This window comes from Pseudomonas sp. UBA2684, from assembly GCA_002354655.1.
Lineage (GTDB): Bacteria > Pseudomonadota > Gammaproteobacteria > Pseudomonadales > Pseudomonadaceae > Aquipseudomonas.
Genome location: DELY01000001.1, coordinates 90,064 through 109,215 on the forward strand (window position 1 = coordinate 90,064; position 19,152 = coordinate 109,215).

17 protein-coding genes are annotated in these 19,152 nt (G+C 64.3%); 10 read left to right on the forward strand and 7 right to left on the reverse strand.

Going from position 1 to position 19,152, the window contains the following annotated elements; translation table 11 throughout:
• Positions 1 to 6: 6 nt before the first annotated feature.
• Entirely contained in the window at positions 7 to 429 is a 423-nt protein-coding gene (locus tag B3M58_RS00400) for an arsenate reductase ArsC (protein ID WP_296216541.1), read from the reverse strand.
• Between the two features lie 256 nt (positions 430 to 685).
• On the opposite strand from B3M58_RS00400, the gene B3M58_RS00405 reads away from it, so the two are divergent.
• From B3M58_RS00405 to B3M58_RS00415, 3 genes are all read left to right on the forward strand, one after another.
• The gene (locus tag B3M58_RS00405; protein ID WP_296216543.1) at positions 686 to 955 is read left to right on the forward strand and encodes a hypothetical protein; all 270 of its coding nucleotides are present in this window, start codon (positions 686 to 688) and stop codon (positions 953 to 955) included.
• Positions 956 to 1,357: 402 nt separating this feature from the next.
• Positions 1,358 to 1,783, forward strand: coding sequence for a YciI family protein (locus B3M58_RS00410; RefSeq protein WP_296216545.1), 426 nt, complete (start codon positions 1,358 to 1,360; stop codon positions 1,781 to 1,783).
• A gap of 92 nt (positions 1,784 to 1,875) precedes the next feature.
• Positions 1,876 to 2,295, forward strand: coding sequence for a VOC family protein (locus tag B3M58_RS00415; protein ID WP_296216546.1), 420 nt, complete (start codon positions 1,876 to 1,878; stop codon positions 2,293 to 2,295).
• A gap of 73 nt (positions 2,296 to 2,368) precedes the next feature.
• Here the strand turns inward: B3M58_RS00415 and ggpS are convergent, their stop codons facing one another.
• From ggpS to phhA, 5 genes are all read right to left on the reverse strand, one after another.
• Complete coding sequence (ggpS, locus tag B3M58_RS00420; RefSeq protein ID WP_296216548.1) at positions 2,369 to 4,621, reverse strand: glucosylglycerol-phosphate synthase; 2,253 nt, start codon at positions 4,619 to 4,621, stop codon at positions 2,369 to 2,371.
• Positions 4,622 to 4,735: 114 nt separating this feature from the next.
• Positions 4,736 to 5,995, reverse strand: a complete 1,260-nt coding sequence (locus B3M58_RS00425) for an MFS transporter (RefSeq protein ID WP_296216550.1) — start codon at positions 5,993 to 5,995, stop codon at positions 4,736 to 4,738.
• Positions 5,996 to 6,281: 286 nt separating this feature from the next.
• Complete coding sequence (locus B3M58_RS00430; protein WP_296216552.1) at positions 6,282 to 7,475, reverse strand: amino acid aminotransferase; 1,194 nt, start codon at positions 7,473 to 7,475, stop codon at positions 6,282 to 6,284.
• On the reverse strand, positions 7,472 to 7,825 hold the full coding sequence (locus tag B3M58_RS00435; protein ID WP_296216554.1) for a 4a-hydroxytetrahydrobiopterin dehydratase: 354 nt from the start codon (positions 7,823 to 7,825) through the stop codon (positions 7,472 to 7,474). The genes B3M58_RS00430 and B3M58_RS00435 overlap by 4 nt, the downstream gene beginning before the upstream one ends.
• Positions 7,826 to 8,052: 227 nt before the next feature.
• Positions 8,053 to 8,838, reverse strand: coding sequence for a phenylalanine 4-monooxygenase (phhA, locus tag B3M58_RS00440; RefSeq protein WP_296216556.1), 786 nt, complete (start codon positions 8,836 to 8,838; stop codon positions 8,053 to 8,055).
• Between the two features lie 257 nt (positions 8,839 to 9,095).
• On the opposite strand from phhA, the gene B3M58_RS00445 reads away from it, so the two are divergent.
• A complete protein-coding gene (locus tag B3M58_RS00445) occupies positions 9,096 to 10,649 on the forward strand; it encodes a sigma-54-dependent transcriptional regulator (RefSeq protein WP_296216558.1) in 1,554 nt (517 codons plus the stop codon).
• 187 nt (positions 10,650 to 10,836) lie between these two features.
• Here the strand turns inward: B3M58_RS00445 and B3M58_RS00450 are convergent, their stop codons facing one another.
• Positions 10,837 to 11,757, reverse strand: coding sequence for a LysR family transcriptional regulator (locus B3M58_RS00450; RefSeq protein WP_296216560.1), 921 nt, complete (start codon positions 11,755 to 11,757; stop codon positions 10,837 to 10,839).
• Between the two features lie 226 nt (positions 11,758 to 11,983).
• Between B3M58_RS00450 and B3M58_RS00455 the strand changes: the two genes are divergently transcribed.
• From B3M58_RS00455 to dctP, 6 genes are all read left to right on the forward strand, one after another.
• The gene (locus tag B3M58_RS00455) at positions 11,984 to 12,811 is read left to right on the forward strand and encodes an FAS1-like dehydratase domain-containing protein (protein ID WP_296216561.1); all 828 of its coding nucleotides are present in this window, start codon (positions 11,984 to 11,986) and stop codon (positions 12,809 to 12,811) included.
• A 118-nt stretch (positions 12,812 to 12,929) separates the two neighbouring features.
• Positions 12,930 to 14,093, forward strand: a complete 1,164-nt coding sequence (locus B3M58_RS00460; protein ID WP_296216562.1) for an acyl-CoA dehydrogenase family protein — start codon at positions 12,930 to 12,932, stop codon at positions 14,091 to 14,093.
• 154 nt (positions 14,094 to 14,247) lie between these two features.
• Positions 14,248 to 15,600, forward strand: coding sequence for an MmgE/PrpD family protein (locus B3M58_RS00465; RefSeq protein ID WP_296216563.1), 1,353 nt, complete (start codon positions 14,248 to 14,250; stop codon positions 15,598 to 15,600).
• Positions 15,601 to 15,726: 126 nt separating this feature from the next.
• The gene (locus tag B3M58_RS00470; RefSeq protein ID WP_296216564.1) at positions 15,727 to 16,932 is read left to right on the forward strand and encodes a CaiB/BaiF CoA transferase family protein; all 1,206 of its coding nucleotides are present in this window, start codon (positions 15,727 to 15,729) and stop codon (positions 16,930 to 16,932) included.
• 103 nt (positions 16,933 to 17,035) lie between these two features.
• Entirely contained in the window at positions 17,036 to 17,860 is an 825-nt protein-coding gene (locus tag B3M58_RS00475) for an HpcH/HpaI aldolase/citrate lyase family protein (RefSeq protein WP_296216566.1), read from the forward strand.
• A gap of 119 nt (positions 17,861 to 17,979) precedes the next feature.
• On the forward strand, positions 17,980 to 18,972 hold the full coding sequence (dctP, locus tag B3M58_RS00480) for a C4-dicarboxylate TRAP substrate-binding protein DctP (protein WP_296216568.1): 993 nt from the start codon (positions 17,980 to 17,982) through the stop codon (positions 18,970 to 18,972).
• The last annotated feature ends 180 nt before the right edge of the window (positions 18,973 to 19,152 follow it).

Consider the following 19,152-nt stretch of genomic DNA (forward strand, 5'->3'; position numbering starts at 1 on the left):
AGGGTCTCAACGTTTGGTTTTCTTGGTTTTCACCAGCACGAACATTTTGATGCGTTCGTGTATCTCGTGAAGGGTATGACGGAAGGCGTCGTGCTTAGGGCTGGTCGCCGGGTCTGCAAAGTTCCACGCCAGCACCTCCCCAGCGCCGGGAAGGGCATGACACTCCAGCGCCGATTTATCGCACAGCGTGATGACGTATTCGAAACGCTCGCCGGCAAACTCATCGATGGACTTGCTGCGCAGTCCTTGGCTATTCACGCCCAAATGTTCCAGCGCCTCCAGGGTGCGAGGATCGATCTCGCCAGGCTCGGTGCCTGCGCTGAAGGCCTCGAAGCGCTCGGCGTCAGTGTGCCGCAGCAACGCTTCAGCCAACTGCGAGCGCGCAGCGTTAGCCACGCAAACGAACAGCACGCGGGTCTTGTAGGTCATGGCCAAGCCTCGATGCAGATATGATTTTTCGAATATACGTATTTACGAATATTAGGTAAAGCTTTGGGCGCTAATTGCTAGGGCCCACGCAGCCATTCGCGCTACATAATCGGGGTTTAGTGGGTTTTTGATAGTGGAGGCGTGGTTCTTTGCTTAAGTAATATCTGGTTACTCGTATATCCGTATTTTGTAATTAATCTGTCATCGCAGCCGCTTTAGGCTCTGCAACACCTTAACCCCAAGCAGGAACCTTGCGATGAAGAAGCTCACCCTGACCGCGATGCTGCTGAGCAGCCTGTTCGCCAGCGCGACGTTTGCCAGCCAATACGACAAACCCGGTTTCGTGACCGAGATCGAGGACGGCCGCCTGTGGGTCTTCCGCGAAGGCTCGCCAGAGCTGGAAGACTTCAAGAAAACCGGCGAACCGGCCAAGCAATTCACCGACATCGGTTCCGGTCCGGAAGGTATGACGGTCAAATCCGCCGACGAAAAAACGTTGCAGGACTACTTGCAGTCGCTGAAATAACCCCGTCGTAACAGGCTTCTCGACTCGGCAAGGCCCCGCTAAAACCGGGGCCTTGCTGTTTGTTGGGCGTCTCCGAGTTGGGTGGCAAGCGGTTACCCGGCAAACGCTACCGCCGCCTTGGCGGCTGCTATGTTTTCAGCGTGCTGCGTTTGCCGTTTGTCGCCGGTGTGACGGCGCAACACCGGGCATTTGCCGGATGCACCTGGTGTTGCCGCGGCGGCAAAGCGCGCCGTGCGGGTGGCCCGAGGCGCTAAGCGGCGCCGCAGTTGTGGCGGGTGCAGAAAAAAATGCGCAGGCCTTGTCGATCTCGTCGCGGCTGCTTCGACTATTCAGTACAACCGGCCGCACAGGCGTCATGACCCGCCAGGGTGGCCGGACCCTAGCTGATCAGGAGGTGCGACGATGCGATTTATGGTGATAGTCAAAGCCAGCCAGGCGTCCGAGGCGGGCGAGATGCCCAGCGAGCAATTGCTGGCGGCGATGGGCGAGTACAACGAGGCGCTGCTCAAGGCCGGCGTATTGCTCGCCGGAGAGGGCTTGCAACCCAGCGCCAAGGGCGCACGGGTGAGGTTTTCCGGGGCCCAGCGTTCGGTTATCGACGGCCCTTTTGCCGAGACCAAAGAGCTGATCGCCGGCTTCTGGATATTTCAGGTGTCGTCGCTGGACGAGGCGGTCGAGTGGGTCAAGCGCTGTCCCAACCCGATGCCGGGAGATGCTGAGATCGAAATCCGCCAGGTGTTCGAGGCCGAGGACTTCGGCGCCGAATTCACCCCCGAACTGCGCGAGCAGGAAGCGCGTCTGCGCGCGCACATCAACCGCCAAGACTGAGCAGCAACGCCCCCAGGCGCGCTGCTGGCGTTGCGTTGCGAACGTCTGGAGAACGGCGTTCGAGAGTTTTACAACCGCTGAGGAGAACACCGATGAAGATCCATGCCTACCTGACGTTCGACGGCCAGTGCGAGGCCGCCTTCAATTTCTACGCCGAGTGCCTGGGCGGCAGCCTGGAGATGATGCGCTTCGCCGAGTGTCCCGATGCCGGCGAGATTCCGGCGGAGTTTCACCAGCGCATCATGCATGTCTGCCTGACCGTGGGCGACCAACTGCTGATGGCCTCCGACAGCATCCCGCAATGCCCCTACGAGGGCATCAAGGGGTGTTCGATCTCGTTGCAGGTGGCTAACGTGCCTGAAGCCGAGCGCCTGTACGCCGCGTTGTCTGCCCAGGGTTCCGTGCAGATGGAGCTGCAACAGACCTTCTGGGCCACGCGCTTCGCCATGCTCACCGACCGCTTCGGCGTGTCCTGGATGATCAACTGCGCGGTGGACAGCCAGACGGGCTGAGCGCCGAGCCCTCCGGGACGCTATTGCGGCCAAGGCCATGCACCCTTGCGGGCATGGCCTTGGCCCGCGAGGGTCAGCTGGCCAACACCAGCGGCGCTACTTCGTGCTCGGTGACGCCGGCGAGGAACTCGTCGCCCCAGCGGCGAATGTCGTTGTAGCTGACGATATCGAACAGTTCGCGCAGCCGCGCCTGGGCCTCAGCCTTGGGCATGTTCAGCGCCAGGTAGCAGGTGCTCGCCAGGTCGGCGGTGTCGTGCGGGTTGGTCAGCAGCGCGCCCTTGAGTTCGGCGGCGGCGCCGGCGAACTCTGAGAGCGCCAAAACGCCATGGCCTTGCAGCAGGCCTTGGGTGGCGACGAATTCCTTGGCCACCAGGTTGAGGCCGTCGCGCAACGGGGTGATCCACATCACGTCGGCCATGGCGTACCAGGCCACCACCTGGTCGAACGGGAAGCTGCGGAAGAAGAACTGCACTGGCGTCCAGCCGATGCGGGCGAAGCGACCATTGATGCGCCCTACGGCCTGTTCGATCTGCGCTTGCAGTTCGTCGTAGATGGTCATTTCACTGGCGGCAGGCACGCAGATGCTGACCAGGGTGACCTTGCCGAGCAGTTCCGGGTTGTCCGCCAGCAGCCGTTCGAAGGCTTGGAGCTTTTCCAGGATGCCCTTGGTGTAGTCGAGGCGTTCCACCGAGAGGATCAGCTTGATCCCGCTGAGCTCCTTGCGCAGCCGCGTCATCTGTTGCTGGGTCTGCTCCAGCGCCAGGGCATTGCGCACGCGGTCGATATCCAGGCCGACCGGATGGGCGCCGAGCTTGACCACCCGGCTGCCGGTGTCGACGGCCGTGGTCATGCGTTCCAGGCCCACGGCGCAGCCATAGGTGATGAAGCGCGGTGCGCAGTTCTGCCGGCTGACGGTTTGTAGCGGGGTGACGCCGCGCGCCACGTCGACGAAGTTCTCCACCTGGCGCGGGATGTGAAAGCCGATGTAGTCGCATTGCAGCAGGCTGCCAATGATTTGCCGGCGCCAGGGCAGCACGTTGAACACGTCCGCCGAAGGGAAATAGGTGTGGTGGAAAAAGGCGATGCGCAGGTCCGGGCGCAGCTCGCGCAGGTAGCCGGGAACCATCCACAGGTTGTAATCGTGCAGCCAGACGATGGCGCCCTCGGCGGCTTCCAGGGCGGTGCGCTCGGCGAAGGCGCGGTTGACCTTGAGGAACACCTGCCAGTCGTCCTCGTTGAAGGTGGCGCGCTCCCAGAAGGTGTGCAGGGTCGGCCAGAAGGCTTCCTTGGAGAAGCGCTTGTAGAAGATGTCGACCTCTGCCTTGCTCAACTTGACCCGCGCGGCGGTGAGCCTGGGGTAGCGCTCGGCGTCGACCGTGGTGTGCGTGTCGAATGCCTCGTCGCCGTCTTCGTGCACCGCCCAGGCGACCCAGGAGCCCGGGCGGCCATCGCCGAAGAAGCTCAGCAGGGTAGGGATGATGCCGTTGGGCGAGGTCGGCCGGCGCCGTTGCAGGGCGCCGCCGACGCGGTGTTCTTCATAGGGCAGGCGGTGGTAGACCATGACCATTTGCGCCTGTCCGGGCTTGGCCGCCAGGCGCCGTTCGGCGGCAATCCCGTGTTCGCCGAGAAAACCGAAGTGCACGAATGCCTGGAGAATCCCGCCGCAGCCGGGGCGGCTGGCGTGCAGGGTGCGCGAATAGGCTTCGGTGGCTTGCAGCAGGCCCGCCTCGGACTCGCCGACGCACACGCCCTTGAAGGTGCCGCTGAGCATGCTCAGGTCATTGAGGGTGTCGCCCGCGGTCAAGACCTGATCGTTGTCGATGCCCAGCCAGTTGGCCAGGGCTTGCAGGCTGCTGCCTTTGTTGACGCCCTGCGGCAGAAAATCCAGGTAACGCTCGGCGGAGTAGAGCAGGTCGCAGCCCAAGGCTTGCGCGGCGTCTTGCAGGGCCGGATCGGCGGCCTGCGCGGGGCTGCAGAAGTACGAGCAGCGGCGCATTTGCGGTACGTCCTGGCGCTCCAGGGCGAAGCCTTCGATGGCGCTGGCGACCTGGCTTTCGCCGGGCCACAGGGCATCCACCTGGCTTTGCAGCGGCTGGATCGGTTGCAGGGTATCGCCATGGGTGAAGCTGGCGCCGACGTCGGAAATGATGAAGTCCGGTTGCGGCAAGGTCGGGTCGGCCAGTAGCGGCAGCACCGCCTCGAGGCTGCGGCCGGTGACGTAAGCCAGGCGGATTTCCGGGTGGGCGGCGATGGTCTGGTAAAGACTCAGGCGATCCTCGGGATCGCCAGCGAGAAAGGTTCCATCGAGATCGGTGGCAAGTAGCATGCGCAGTCTCCTTATGCAGTTGACGCGCCGACATGGGCCGACGTGCTAAGTGTCGGGCGTACTCGCCTCGCGGCGGTCGCCTCTTTTGTGGTGCAGGCGCCGGGCAGCCGGCGTCTACGGTGAAGGGGGCTTGGGTTCCTCGTGCGGGTCGTCGCTGGGCGGCGCATCGGGCATCAGCTCCAGCACCGTGTGGCTGGTGCGCAGCATCGGCATGAAGTGCCCGTGCGGCTCGCTGACCAGATCGCTGACATGGCGCAGGCGGTACAACGTGTAGGCGGCGAGCAGGCCGAGGGTCGCGGCGAAGTACAGTGGCAGCGCCTGCGCGCCGAGGTGCTGCATCAGCAACCCGGCCAGCAGTGGGCCGCACACCGAGCCGATGCCATTGACCATCAGCAGGCTGCTGGAGCCGGCCAGAATCTCATCGCTGTGCAATTGGTCGATCAACTGCGCCACGGCAATCGGGTAGATGGCAAACGCCAGCCCGCCCCAGATAAACATCAGCCCGAGCAACAGGCGGCCGGCTGGCAGCAGGCTCATCAGCACGGCCACCAGCACCGCCAGCGCGACCACCCAGAACAGCACCTGGCGGCGGTCATGTTTGTCCGAGTAGAGGCCGATCGGCCATTGCAGCAGGGCGCCGCCGAGAATCGTGCTGCTCATCAGCAGGCCCACGCCGGTGGCATCGAAGCCGTGCAGGCTGGCATAGACCGGCGCCATGCCCCAGAACGCGCCGAGCGCCAGGCCGGACAAACCGGCGGCGGCAATCGCCAGTGGGGCGATGCCGAGCAGTTGGCGCAGGTTGGTGTGCAGGGTCTCCGGCACGCTGGGCTGGAGTTGTCGGGTCAGGGTGATCGGCATCAGCGCCGCGCTGATCAGCATGGCCGCGAGCACGAAGAGGATGAATTCGCTGGGGTCGGCGAGGTTGAGCAGCTGCTGCGCCGCAGCCAGCGCCCCGAGGTTGACCGCCATGTACACGGCGAACACCTGGCCGCGTTTGTCGTTGGGCACCTGCGCGTTGAGCCAGCTCTCGATCACCATGTACAGGCTGACCAGCGCCAGGCCGTAGAGCACGCGCAGGCCCAGCCAGACCCAGGGGTCGACGATCAGCACATGCAGCAGGGCGGTGATGGCGGCCAGCGCGGCACAAAACGCGAACGCACGGATATGCCCAACGCGACGTACCAGCGGAATCGCCAGCCAAGTGCCGAGGAGAAAACCGACAAAGTACCCGGACATAATCAGTCCGAGCATCGAGGTGGAGTAGCCTTCGGCGACGCCACGCAGGGTCAGTAGGGTGTTGAGCAGGCCATTGCCGAGGAGGAGTAACGCAACCCCACCGAGCAATGAGCTGATAGGGGCAATCAGGGACCACATGGCGAACTACCCTAGGGAACTATGCCGCTGAGTGCAAGCATGAAGGGTGCCAGTGCTTAGCCAGGTAACTAATTAAATTATTGTTTTTAAAGGTTTATTTTTATAGATAAACGGTCTTTTGAATATTTTTGCTCACCCGCTGGCTTCCTCTTTGGGGCACGGCGATTCGGGGTGCACCACCTTGGTCCTTGCTTTGGAGCAGCCCCTGTCGCGACTAAAGCCCCTCCCGCAGGATTCGCGACTACTTGTGGGAGGGGCTTTAGCCGCGCTGCTTTTTGCGGTTCTCTCAGCCACAGACCCGGGCAATCGCGCTGGCCAGCTGATCCAGACGTTCGGCGTCGAGCCCGGCCATATTCGCTCGGCCGCTGCCGACCATATAGACGCTGAATTCATCACGCAGGCGCTGCACCTGGGTTGGGCTCAGGCCGGTGTAGGAGAACATGCCGCGCTGCACCGCGATATGCGCAAAGCGCTCATTCAGTCCGTAAGGCTGCAAGGCTTCGACCAGGCCCGCGCGCAGGCTGGCGACGCGCTGGCGCATGGTTTCCAGCTCGTTGACCCAGAGGTTGTGCAGTTCACTGTCAGCCAGAATGCTGGCGGCCACTGCCGCGCCGTGCGCAGGCGGGGTCGACCAGAGGTTGCGGGCGATAAAGGCCAGTTGGCTGCGGACATCCAGCAGCTTGTCCGCTGTCTCGGCGCAAACCAGTAAGGCGCCGGTGCGCTCGCGGTAGAGGCCGAAGTTCTTCGAGCAGGAGCTGGTGATCAAGAGTTCCGGCAGCTCGGCGGCAAACAGACGCACGGCCCAGGCGTCGGGCCCCAGGCCATCGCCGAAACCCTGGTAGGCGAAGTCGATCAGCGGCAGCAGCTCGCGTGCCTTGACCACTTCCAGCACGCGGCGCCAATCGGCTTGCGAGAGGTCGAAGCCGGTCGGGTTGTGGCAACAGGCATGCAGCAGCACCACATCGCCTTTGGGCACGTGGCTCAACGCGGCGATCATCGCCTCGACCTGCAACTGGTTGTCCGTGCCGACATAGGGGTAATGGCCGACGCGTAGGCCTGCGGCAGCAAAGATGCTCTCGTGGATCGGCCAGGTCGGGTCGCTCAGCCAGATGCCACGGCCCGGCAGACAGTGAGCGATAAAGTCCGCACAAAGGCGCAGCGCGCCGGTGCCGCCAGGTGTCTGGGTGGCGCCTGCGCGTTCAGCCAGCAGCGGGCTATCTGCGCCCAGTATCAGCTGGCTAAGCAGGCTGCCAAACAGTGGGTCGCCATGGCCGCCGATATAGCTCTTGGTCGTTTCGCTTTCCACCAGCCGCTGTTCGGCGAGCTTCACTGCGCGCGGAATCGGCGTCAGGCCCTGAGCGTCCTTGTACACGCCCACGCCGAGGTCGAGCTTGGCCGGGTTGCGGTCGGCGCGAAAGGCGTCCATCAGGCCGAGAATCGGGTCGCCAGGCACTCGATTGATGCTGTGGAAATGACTCACTTGCGGCCCTCGGCGCTGGCTGCCAACAGGTCCGTACGCGCGGCCATGATGAAATCGTTGCGGTGCAGGCCGCGCATCTCGTGGCTCCACCAGGTAACGGTGACCTTGCCCCATTCGGTGAGCAGGGCCGGGTGGTGGCCCACTTCTTCGGCGATGGCGCCGACCGCGTTGGTGAAGGCCAGGGCGTGGCGGAAGTTCTTGAACAGGAACACCCGCTCCAGCTCCATATGGTCGTCACGCACTTCGATGTTCCAGTCGGGAATTTCGCGAAGCAGTTCGGCCAGCTCCTCGTCAGAGACTTTCGGCGCATCGGCGCGGCAGGCTTCGCAGTGGGCTTGGGCAAGGGACATTAGGATTCTCCAGTGTTCGGTGGTGAGGGGCCGGATGGGTCGGGCCGCGTGGGTTGAGCGCGGCGATACCCATCAAGCCGGGAAATGATGGGTATCGCGATGCTCAACCCATCCTACATAAGCAGTTTCGTCGGGTGGACATGCGCAGCTTGTCCACCATCGGTATACGCCACGGCGCACAAGCCTGCGGCATGTCCGCCCTACAGGCTCAACCCAAGCTACAGCGGTCAGGCGGCTTTCGGCGGAAACTTCGGCGCGTGCAGGCCCAGGCGCATGGCGTGGCGGACCATGCCCATGATGTCTTCGTGGGCCAGGTCGAACAGGCGCTTGAGTTCCGGCAGAACGAAGTACAGCGGCTGCAAGATGTCGATGCGGTAAGGCGTGCGCATCGCTTCCATGGGCGCGAACGCTTGATGTTCTGGCTGATTGGACAGGCAATAGACGGTTTCCTTCGGCGAGGAGAGGATGCCGCCTCCATAGATCCGCCGGCCGGCCGGGGTATCGACCAGGCCGAACTCGATGGTCATCCAGTACAGGCGCGCGAGATAGACGCGCTCTTCCTTGCTCGCCAGGAGGCCGAGCTTGCCGTAGGTATGGGTGAATTCGGCGAACCAGGGATTGGTCAGCAGCGGGCAGTGGCCAAAGATCTCGTGGAAGATGTCCGGCTCTTGCAGGTAGTCGAGTTCCTGCGGGCTGCGGATAAAGGTCGCGACGGGGAATTGCTGGCTGGCCAGCAGCTCGAAAAAAGTCTGGAAGGGGATCAGCGCCGGTACGCGGGCGACGCGCCAGCCGGTGGCGGCGTGCAGCACCGTGTTCACCTCGGCCAGCTGCGGAATACGCTCAAGGGGCAGACCGAGTTGCTCAATGCCGTCCAGGTATTCCTGGCAGGCCCGCCCCTCGATCACCTGCAACTGCCGGGTGATCAGGGTGTTCCACACCTGATGCTCGGCCTCGCTGTAGTGGATAAAACCGTTGTCGTCCGGTTGCCGAGCCACGTACTGCGTACTCTTCATCGTTGCCTCCTGCGGGGGCTTTTGTTGTTGTGTTGGACTATGGATATCGCAGGCGCTGCGCTTATGCAGCCAGGGTCGACAGTATTTCAGCCGAACAACGGCGGGCTTTTCGTAAAGAAATGATTACGTTGCTGCGGGTGAGGCCAGCTGTCGTCTTGCTGCTGGGCTAATCTGTCACATATTCTTGACGAAAAATCCGCTGCTGCACGCGATTGTTCGCCTACGCGGCCCATAAAAAGCCTGACCAGAGCCCCGCCATGCGTATCAAAGTCCACTGCCAGAACCGGATTGGCATCCTGCGTGACATCCTCAACCTGCTGGTCGAGTACGGCATCAACGTCGCCCGTGGCGAAGTCGGCGGCGAGCAGGGCAACGCCATCTACCTGCACTGCCCGAACCTGATCAACCTGCAATTTCAGTCGCTACGGCCGAAGTTCGAAGCAATTCCTGGTGTGTTCGGCGTCAAGCGTGTGGGCCTGATGCCCAGCGAACGGCGTCATCTGGAGTTGAATGCGCTGCTCGGTGCCCTGGAATTCCCGGTGCTGTCGATCGACATGGGCGGCTCGATCGTCGCCGCCAACCGCGCCGCCGCGCAGTTGCTCGGGGTGCGCGTGGACGAGGTGCCGGGCATCCCGTTGTCGCGCTACACCGAGGATTTCGACCTGCCGGAGCTGGTGCGCGCCAACAAGTCGCGGATCAACGGCCTGCGCGTGAAAGTGAAGGGCGATGTGTTTCTCGCCGACATCGCGCCCTTGCAAACCGAACATGACGAAAGCGACGCCCTGGCCGGCGCGGTGCTCACGTTGCACCGCGCCGACCGCGTCGGCGAGCGCATCTATAACGTGCGCAAGCAGGAGCTGCGCGGCTTCGACAGCATCTTCCAGAGCTCCAAGGTGATGGCCGCGGTGGTGCGCGAGGCGCGGCGCATGGCGCCGCTGGATGCGCCATTGCTGATCGAGGGCGAGACCGGCACCGGCAAGGAGCTGCTGGCGCGCGCCTGCCACCTGGCCAGCCCGCGCGGGCAGTCGCCGTTTATGGCGCTGAACTGCGCCGGTCTGCCGGAATCGATGGCTGAGACCGAGTTGTTCGGTTACGGCCCTGGTGCCTTCGAGGGCGCGCGCCCGGAAGGCAAGCTCGGCCTGCTGGAGCTGACTGCTGGCGGCACGCTGTTTCTCGATGGCGTCGGCGAGATGAGCCCGCGCTTGCAGGCCAAGCTGCTGCGTTTTTTACAGGACGGTTGCTTCCGCCGGGTCGGCAGCGACGAGGAGGTCTATCTAGACGTGCGGGTGATCTGCGCCACCCAGGTCGATTTGTCCGAGCTGTGCGCCAAGGGCGAGTTCCGCCAGGATCTCTATCACCGCCTCAACGTACTCAGCCTGCATATCCCGCCGCTGCGCGAATGCCTGGACGGCCTGACGCCGCTGGTCGAGCATTTCCTCGACTCGGCCAGCCGGCAGATCGGCTGCGCGCTGCCCAAGCTGGCGCCGACGGTGCTCGACAAGCTCGGTCATTACCACTGGCCGGGCAATGTGCGCCAACTGGAAAACGTGCTGTTCCAGGCGGTGTCGCTATGCGACGGCGGTACGGTCAAGGCTGAACACATCCGCCTGCCGGACTACGGCGCGCCGCAACCGCTGGGCGAGTTCTCGGTGGAGGGCGGTTTGGACGATATTCTCGGCCGCTTCGAAAAGGCCGTGCTGGAGCGGCTCTACCACGATCACCCGAGCAGCCGCCTGTTGGGCAAACGCCTGGGCGTATCGCACACCACCATCGCCAATAAGCTGCGCCAGCATGGCTTGGGCAAGGACTAAGGGCGGATTGCGGCGAGTGGGTGAACTCAAGTTCGAATGGCCGCTATCGTCGTCAGGTTAACTACGACCTTGGTGCAATAGCTGATGCGTGGGCGGGTGGGCGAGACTGCAAGTGTTCCAATCCTGCGTGGTTTGGATGCAAGCGTTTCTCCATTCCGCCCGCGGAATGTGTGGGTAGGCGACCTGTTTAGGTCGCCTTTTTTTCGTCTGCGTGTTGCCCGGCGAGGTCGGGACGCAGGGTGGCGATCAGCGCCCGCACGCTGCCGGGCAGCGCCTCCAGGTCGCGTACCAGGATGCTGCGTTCGCGCACCGCCCAGGCCTCGTCGAGGGCGATGGTCGCCAGTTGCATGGTGCGGCTGTGCCGCTGTGCGGCGGACTCGGGAATCACGCCGATGCCGACGCCGGCCTCGATCATCCGGCAGATGGCCTCGAAGCTCGACACCTGGATGCGCAGCGACAGGCTCTCGCCGAGCTTTTCCACCTGTTCGCGCAGGAAGCTCAGCAAGGTGCTGCCCTCGTGCAGGCCGATGTGCTGGTACTGCAAGGTGTCGCCCAGGCTGACGCTACGCCGCTCGGCCAGCGGATGCCCGAGCGGCACGGCCAGCACCAGGCGGTCGGTGCTGAAGTGCAGCACCTGCAAGCCGCGCACCTGCACCGGGCCGGCGATGATGCCGAGGTCGGCGGCGCCATCCAGCACGCCGCGCACGATGTCGCGGCTCAGGCGCTCCTGCAAATCCACGCTGACGCCAGGGCGCGCGGCGAGAAAGCCGGCCAGCACCTCGGGGAGGAACTCGGTGACCGCCGTGGTGTTGGCGAAGATGCGGATATGCCCGGCGGCGTCGGCACCGTACTCGGTGAACTCGCTTTTCAGGTAATCGACCTGGCGCATGATCAGCCGCGCATGTTGCAGCAGACGCTGGCCTGCCGGGGTCAGCTCGACGCCACGGCTGTCGCGGTACAGCAGGCGCGAACCGAGCTGCGCTTCCAGGGCCTTGATCCGCGCACTGGCCGCCGCCGGCGAGAGAAACGCCCGCCGCGCGCCCTGAGTCAGGCTCGGCGACTCGGCGATGTGGATGAACAGGCGCAGGTCGGGCAGATCGAAGTGCATGGCGTTCCTCTGGGTATGGCAGCCAAGCTGTGTAGGAGCGTTCCGTTTTAGCCGCGAGCTTTTCATGGCGGTCTAAAAGCTCGCGGCTAAAGCCCCTTCCACAGCGGGGTAAGCTGTTATTCGGCGTTCAGCATAATCGAACGCTGGGTTACGTAAATGCAAATTCTCAGAACGCCAGCCACGTCGCATGCTCTCAGCACACAAGAACAACGCTGGAACATTGCCCATGAGTGACTCTGCTTTTTCCGCCTGGATCGGCCGCACCGAAGAGGCCCACGACCAACTCAGTCGTAACCTGGTCAAGCGCATCGCCGCCACCCTCGGCGAGGCCACGCCGGCGCATGGCGAGGTCCTGCCGCCGCTGTGGCACTGGGCGTTCTTTCAGGAGCCGTTGGCCGAAAGCGGCCTGGGCGAGGACGGCCACCCGGCGCGCGGTGGTTTCCTGCCGCCAGCGGACAACCGTAACCGCATGTGGGCCGGCGGGCGCGTTGAGTTCTTCCAGGCGCTGCGCGTCGGCGGCGAAGCCAGCCGGGTTTCGACCATCACTCATATCGAGGAAAAGCACGGCCGTACCGGCGCGCTGCTGTTCGTCACCGTGCGCCACGATTACCTGCAAGACGGCGTACTGGCGCTCCGCGAGGAGCAGGACATCGTCTACCGCGAGCCCAGCCCACCCAAGGCCAGCAGCGGCGAACCGCTGATCGCCGGCGACTGGCGCGAGGCGGTGACGCCGAGTGCCACGCTGCTGTTCCGCTACTCCGCCGTGACCTTCAACGGCCACCGTATTCACTACGACTGGCCCTACGTCACCGAGACCGAGGGCTATGCCGGCCTGGTGGTGCACGGCCCGCTGATCGCCACCCTGAGCCTGCGCGCTTTCTGCCGCGCCAACCCCGAGGCGCGCCTGCGCCGCTTCGCCTATCGCGGCTTGCGCCCGCTGGTGGCGCCGCAGCCGTTCGAGATCGGCGGGCGCATTGGCGCGGCCGGCAGTGCGCAGCTGTGGGCGGGCAACGAAGCCGGCCTGGCGCAGCGCGCTGAAGTGCAATTCGACTGAGCAGCGGATCGTAGGGTGGATCGCGCTTCATCGATCCACCAGGCGGTGTTTCGGTGGATGTGAAAAGCGACATCCACCCTACGTCTGCCGCGACAACGAGACAAATCGAGGAACCGAGATGAACCCGAACAACAACGAAGAACTGAATGCCATCCGCGAAGGCGTGCGCGCCCTCTGTGCCGAGTTCGATGCTGCCTACTGGCGCAAGATCGATGAAGAGAAAGGCTTTCCCGAGGCATTCGTCAGCGCCATGACCGAAGCCGGTTGGCTCTCGGCGATGATCCCGGAAGAGTACGGTGGCTCGGGCCTGGGTCTGGCCGAGGCCTCGGTGATTCTTGAGGAAGTCAACCGCTGTGGCGGCAACTCCGGCACCGTGCACGGACAGATGTACAACATGTTCACCTTGCTGCGTCACGGCTCCGAAGAGCAGAAGCGCTACTACCTGCCAAAGCTCGCCGCCGGCGAGTTGCGCTTGCAGTCGATGGGCGTGACCGAGCCGACCACCGGCACCGACACCACCAAGATCAAGACCACGGCGGTGAAGCAGGGCGACAAGTACGTGATCAACGGGCAGAAGGTGTGGATCTCGCGCATCCAGCACTCCGACCTGATGATTCTGCTGGCGCGCACCACGCCGCTGGCCGAGGTGAAGAAAAAATCCGAAGGCATGTCGATCTTCCTGGTCGACCTGCGCGAGGCCATCGGCAACGGCCTGACCGTGCAGCCGATCGCCAACATGGTCAACCACGAGACCAACGAGCTGTTCTTCGACAACCTGGAGCTGCCGGCCAGCAGCCTGATCGGCGAGGAGGGCAAGGGCTTCCGCTACATCCTCGACGGCCTGAATGCCGAGCGCACGCTGATCGCCGCCGAGTGCATCGGCGACGGCCGCTGGTTTATCGAGAAGGCCAGCGCCTATGCCCGCGACCGCGTGGTGTTCGGCCGGGCCATCGGGCAGAACCAGGGCGTGCAGTTTCCCATCGCCGAGGCGCATATCGAGATCGAGGCCGCCGACCTGATGCGCTGGCGCGCCTGTGAGGAATACGACAGCGGCATCAACGCCGGGGCCAGTGCCAACATGGCCAAATACCTGGCGGCCAAGGCCTCCTGGGAGGCGGCCAACGCCTGTCTGCAAACCCACGGTGGCTTCGGCTTCGCCTGTGAATACGACGTCGAGCGCAAGTTCCGCGAGACCCGCCTGTACCAGGTGGCGCCGATCTCCACCAACTTGATCCTGTCGTATGTGGCCGAGCACCTGCTCGAGCTGCCGCGCAGTTTCTAAGGAGCCTACTTATGATCTGCTGCGCGTCGGCCATGCTGCGTTGTAATCGGGCTCAGAATGCTCATTTACAACACGTAAACTCCGCTTCTTCACCCGACTCCGCCTTGCCTGACCTTAGCTCGCGAGCTCATAAACAGACTCCTGGGAGCCGGCCATGAGCAATAACACCCACGCCCTCGCCGAATTTCTCGCCGCGCTGCGTTACGACGATTTGCCCAAGGCGGTGGTCGAGCGCAGCGAAGACCTGTTCCTCGACTGGCTCGGTTCGGCCCTGGCCAGCAAGGGTCAGCACCCGATTCCGCTATTCGAACGCTATGCCCGGCGCATGGGGCCGTCCGCAGGACGTTGCCAGGTGCTGGTCAGCGGCGAGCGCAGCTCGGCGTACTTCGCCGCGCTGGTGAATGCCGCCAGCTCGCACTTGGTCGAGCAGGATGACCTGCACAACAGCTCGGTGCTGCACCCGGCCACGGTGGTCTTCCCGGCGGCGCTGGCCGCAGCGCAGGACCTCGGTAAATCCGGGCGCGAGCTGATCCTCGCCGCGGTCGCCGGTTACGAGGCGGGCATCCGCATCGGCGAATTCCTCGGTCGCTCGCACTACCGTATCTTCCACACCACGGCGACCGTCGGCACCCTGGCTGCCGCGGTGGCGGTGGGCAAGCTGTTGGACTTCAACCAGGCGCAGTTCATCAACCTGCTCGGCACTGCCGGCACCCAGGCCGCCGGGCTGTGGGAGTTCCTCCGCGATGCCGCCGACTCCAAGCAACTGCACACCGCCAAGGCCGCCGCCGATGGTTTGCTTGCCGCCTACCTGACCGATGACGGCCTGACCGGTGCGCAGAACATCCTCGAAGGCGAGCAGGGCATGGCCGCCGGCATGTCCAGCGACGCCGACCCGAAATACCTGGTCGACCGTCTCGGCAGCCGCTGGGCGCTGAGCGAAACCTCCTTCAAGTTTCATGCCTCCTGCCGGCATACCCACCCGGCTGCCGATGCGCTGCTGACGCTGATGCAGCGCGAAGCTTTGAGCGCCGAGCAGATCGCCCACGTCACCACCCGCGTGCACCAGGGCGCCATCGATGTGCTCGGTCGGGTGACGGTGCCGCAGAGCGTGCACCAGGCGAAGTTTTCCATGGGCACGGTGCTCGGCCTGATCGCTGTTTACGGCAAGGCCGGGTTGAACGAATTCCATGCGTTCGCGCTGAGCGATCCGCGTATCGCCGCCTTTCGCGACAAGGTCAGCATGCAGCTGGATGCCGAAGTGGATGGTGCCTATCCGCAGCGCTGGCTCGGCCGCGTCGAGGTGCGCACGGTCGATGGCCGGCACCTGACGGGCGCGATTGACGAGCCCAAGGGCGATCCGGGCAACAGCCTGTCGCGCGATGAGCTGGAAGACAAATTCCGCCGCTTGCTGGCCTTCTCCGGCGCCGCCACTGCCGATGAGGCGGGCGTGCTGATCGAGCGTGTCTGGCGTCTGCGCGAAGCGGCCGATGTGTCGCGACTGATCTGACAAACCGGCGAGAACGTGGATCGCGGGCATGGCCCGCTCCTACGAACAACCGCGGTTCGACTGTAGGAGCGGGCCATGCCCGCGAAACGTAGCCTGGATTGCATCCGGACTAGAGGACAGATAACGATGAACACCACAACACAACGCCCACGCCCCCTCGATGGCATCACCGTGGTCAGCCTCGAACACGCCATCGCCGCGCCATTCTGCACCCGCCAATTGGCCGACCTCGGCGCCCGGGTGATCAAGGTCGAGCGTCCTGGCAGCGGTGATTTCGCCCGTGGCTACGATGAGCGGGTCAGCGGCCTGGCCTCGCACTTCGTCTGGACCAACCGCTCCAAGGAAAGCCTGACCCTCGACCTCAAGCAGGACGCGGCCTTGCAGGTGATGGACAGCCTGCTGGCAGGTGCCGACGTGCTGGTGCAGAACCTTGCCCCCGGTGCGGCGGCGCGCATGGGCTTGTCGTTCGAGGCGTTGCACGCACGCTTTCCGCGCTTGATCGTCTGCGACATTTCCGGCTACGGCGAAGGCGGCCCCTATGAGCAGAAGAAGGCCTACGACCTGCTGATCCAGAGCGAAGGGGGCTTTCTCTCGGTCACCGGCGGGGCGGGTGAGGACGAGATGGCCAAGGCCGGCTGCTCGATCGCCGATATCGCCTCGGGCATGTATGCCTACACCGGCGTGATGTCGGCGTTGATGCTGCGCGACAAGACCGGCGAGGGCAGCCGCGTCGATGTGTCGATGCTGGAAAGCCTGGTCGAGTGGATGGGCTACCCGCTGTATTACGCCTACCAGGGCGCCACGCCGCCGCCGCGCGCCGGCGCCGCCCACGCCACCATTTACCCCTACGGCCCGTTCCCCACTGGCGACGGCGGCACGGTGATGCTCGGTTTGCAGAACGAACGCGAGTGGCCGCTGTTCTGCGACAAAGTCCTGGTGCAAGCGGACTTGGCCAGCGACGAGCGGTTCTCGGCGAATTCCAAGCGCTCGGCCAATCGCGAGGCGTTGCGCGCACTGATCGTCGAGACCTTTGCCCAGCTCAGCGCCGAGCAGGTGATCGAGCGCCTCGACAGCGCACAGATCGCCAATGCCCACGTCAACGACATGGCCGGCGTTTGGGCGCACCCGCAGCTCAAGGCGCGCGCGCGCTGGGTCGAGGTCGACAGCCCGAGCGGGCCGCTGCCGGCGTTGCTGCCGCCGGGGTGCAATAGCGCGTTCGAGCCACGCATGGAGGCGGTGCCGGCCCTCGGTCAGCACAGCGACAACGTGCTCGCCGAGCTGGGTTACGCGCCCGCCGATATCCAGCGCCTGCGCGAGCAGGGCACGGTGTAACGCCGTCGTGAGCCTGCGGTCGCCACCGAAACCGATGGGTATCGCTTCGCTCAACCCATCCTACTCGCTACAGAAAGCAACTCCGCGGCAACGAGGACAGCTCATGAACACAGTGATTATCCGCAGCGCCCTGTTCGTTCCGGCCACGCGCCCGGAGCGGATTCCCAAAGCCCTGGCCAGCGGCACCGATGTGGTCATCGTCGACCTTGAGGATGCCGTGCAGGAAAGCCTGAAAGCCGAAGCGCGGGCCAACCTCGATGGGTTTCTCGCGGACAACCCACAGGCGCGCCTGCTGGTGCGTATCAACGCGCCCGGGCATACCGGCCAGGCTGCGGATATCGCCCTGTGCCAGCGCCACGCCGGCGTCATCGGCGTGCTGTTGCCCAAGGTGGAAAGTGCCGAGCAGGTCGCCCAGGTGGCGCTGTGCGGCAAGCCCGTCTGGCCGATCATCGAAAGCGCCCAGGGCTTGCTGGCGCTGCCGGCGATTGCCCGCGCGGCTGGGGTCGAGCGCCTGTCGTTCGGCGGTCTCGACCTGGGCCTGGATTTAGGTTTGGCCAGCGGCAGCGCGGCGGCCGAGCGGATTCTCGACCAGGCGCGTTATTCGATTCTGCTGCACACACGCACCGCCGCGTTGGCGCCGGCACTGGACAGCGTGTTTCCGGCGATTGCCGACCACGCCGGCCTGGCGCGCACCGCGCAGGACGCCAGTGACATGGGCTTTGGCGGGTTGCTGTGCATCCACCCCAGCCAAGTCGCCATCGTGCACCACGCCTTGATGCCGGCTGCCGAGGAACTGGCCTGGGCGCGGCGAGTGCTGGCCGCCGGCGCCAACGGCGACGGCGTGTTCGTGGTCGATGGGCAAATGGTCGATGCGCCCGTCCTCGGTCGCGCCCGCCGCCTGCTCGAAAGGGCCGGAACCAAGGCCTGAAGACCCAGGCGTTCGGCATTGCCGAAGGCGCCCTTGGGTAATAGTGAATTCCCCTGGCGGTCTGTCCGCCTTAGCGTCGAAAACCCGCAGCAAACACACAATAACAATGAGGTAACACCATGCTGAAGTTCACCGCCAAGGCGCTCGTCTGCGCCATATCGCTGTCTCTCGCCGGCTTGGCCCAGGCCGAGGCGCCGATCATCATCAAATTTGCCCATGTGGTCGCCGACAACACGCCCAAGGGGCAGGGCGCGTTGATTTTCAAGAAGCTCGCCGAAGAGCGCCTGCCGGGCAAGGTCAAGGTCGAGGTCTATCCGAACTCCTCGCTGTTCGGCGACGGCAAGGAAATGGAAGCGCTGCTGCTCGGCGACGTACAGCTGCTGGCGCCGTCGCTGGCCAAGTTCGAGCAGTACGCCAAGCCGATGCAGATCTTCGACCTGCCGTTCCTGTTCGACGACCTGGCTGCCGCCGACCGCTTTCAGAGCAGCCCGCAGGGCAAGGCGCTGTTGACCTCCATGGAGGACAAGAACATCACCGGCCTGGCCTATTGGCACAACGGCACCAAGCAGATGTCGGCCAACAAACCGCTGCGCGAACCGAGCGATGCGCGTGGTTTGAAGTTCCGCGTGCAGGCCTCCGCGGTGCTCGAAGAGCAGTTCAAGGCGGTGCGCGCCAACCCGCGCAAGATGAGCTTTGCCGAGGTCTACCAGGGCCTGCAGACCGGCGTGGTCAACGGCACCGAGAACACCTGGTCGAACTACCAGAGCCAGAAGGTGCATGAAGTACAGAAGTACATGACCGAGTCCGACCATGGCTTGATCGATTACATGGTGATCACCAACACCCAATTCTGGAAAGGCCTGCCAGCGGACGTGCGCAGCGAGCTGGAGACGATCATGGCCGAGGTCACCGTCGAGGTGAACAAGCAGGCCGATGAGCTCAACCAGAGCGCCAAGCAGGCCATCGCGGCTGCCGGCACCACCGAAATCATCGAGTTGACCCCTGAGCAGCGCGGGCAATGGCGTGAAGCGATGAAGCCGGTGTGGCAGAAGTTCGAAGGCGAGATCGGCGCCGACCTGATCCGGGCGGCCGAGGCGTCCAACCAACGCTGAGTCAGCGGATAGGCTTGCGTAGGGGCGGGCGCAACCAGGCCCTCCCTGCGCAAAGGCTATGTGCCGATTGCGTGTTGCAAGGGCGATAAGCCGTAGCCTGAGTCGCAGCGCGACGAAGCCCAACGATCCTGCTGTTGGGCTTCGCTGCGTTCAACGCCGACCGACTTGGGGCTGCGCCAG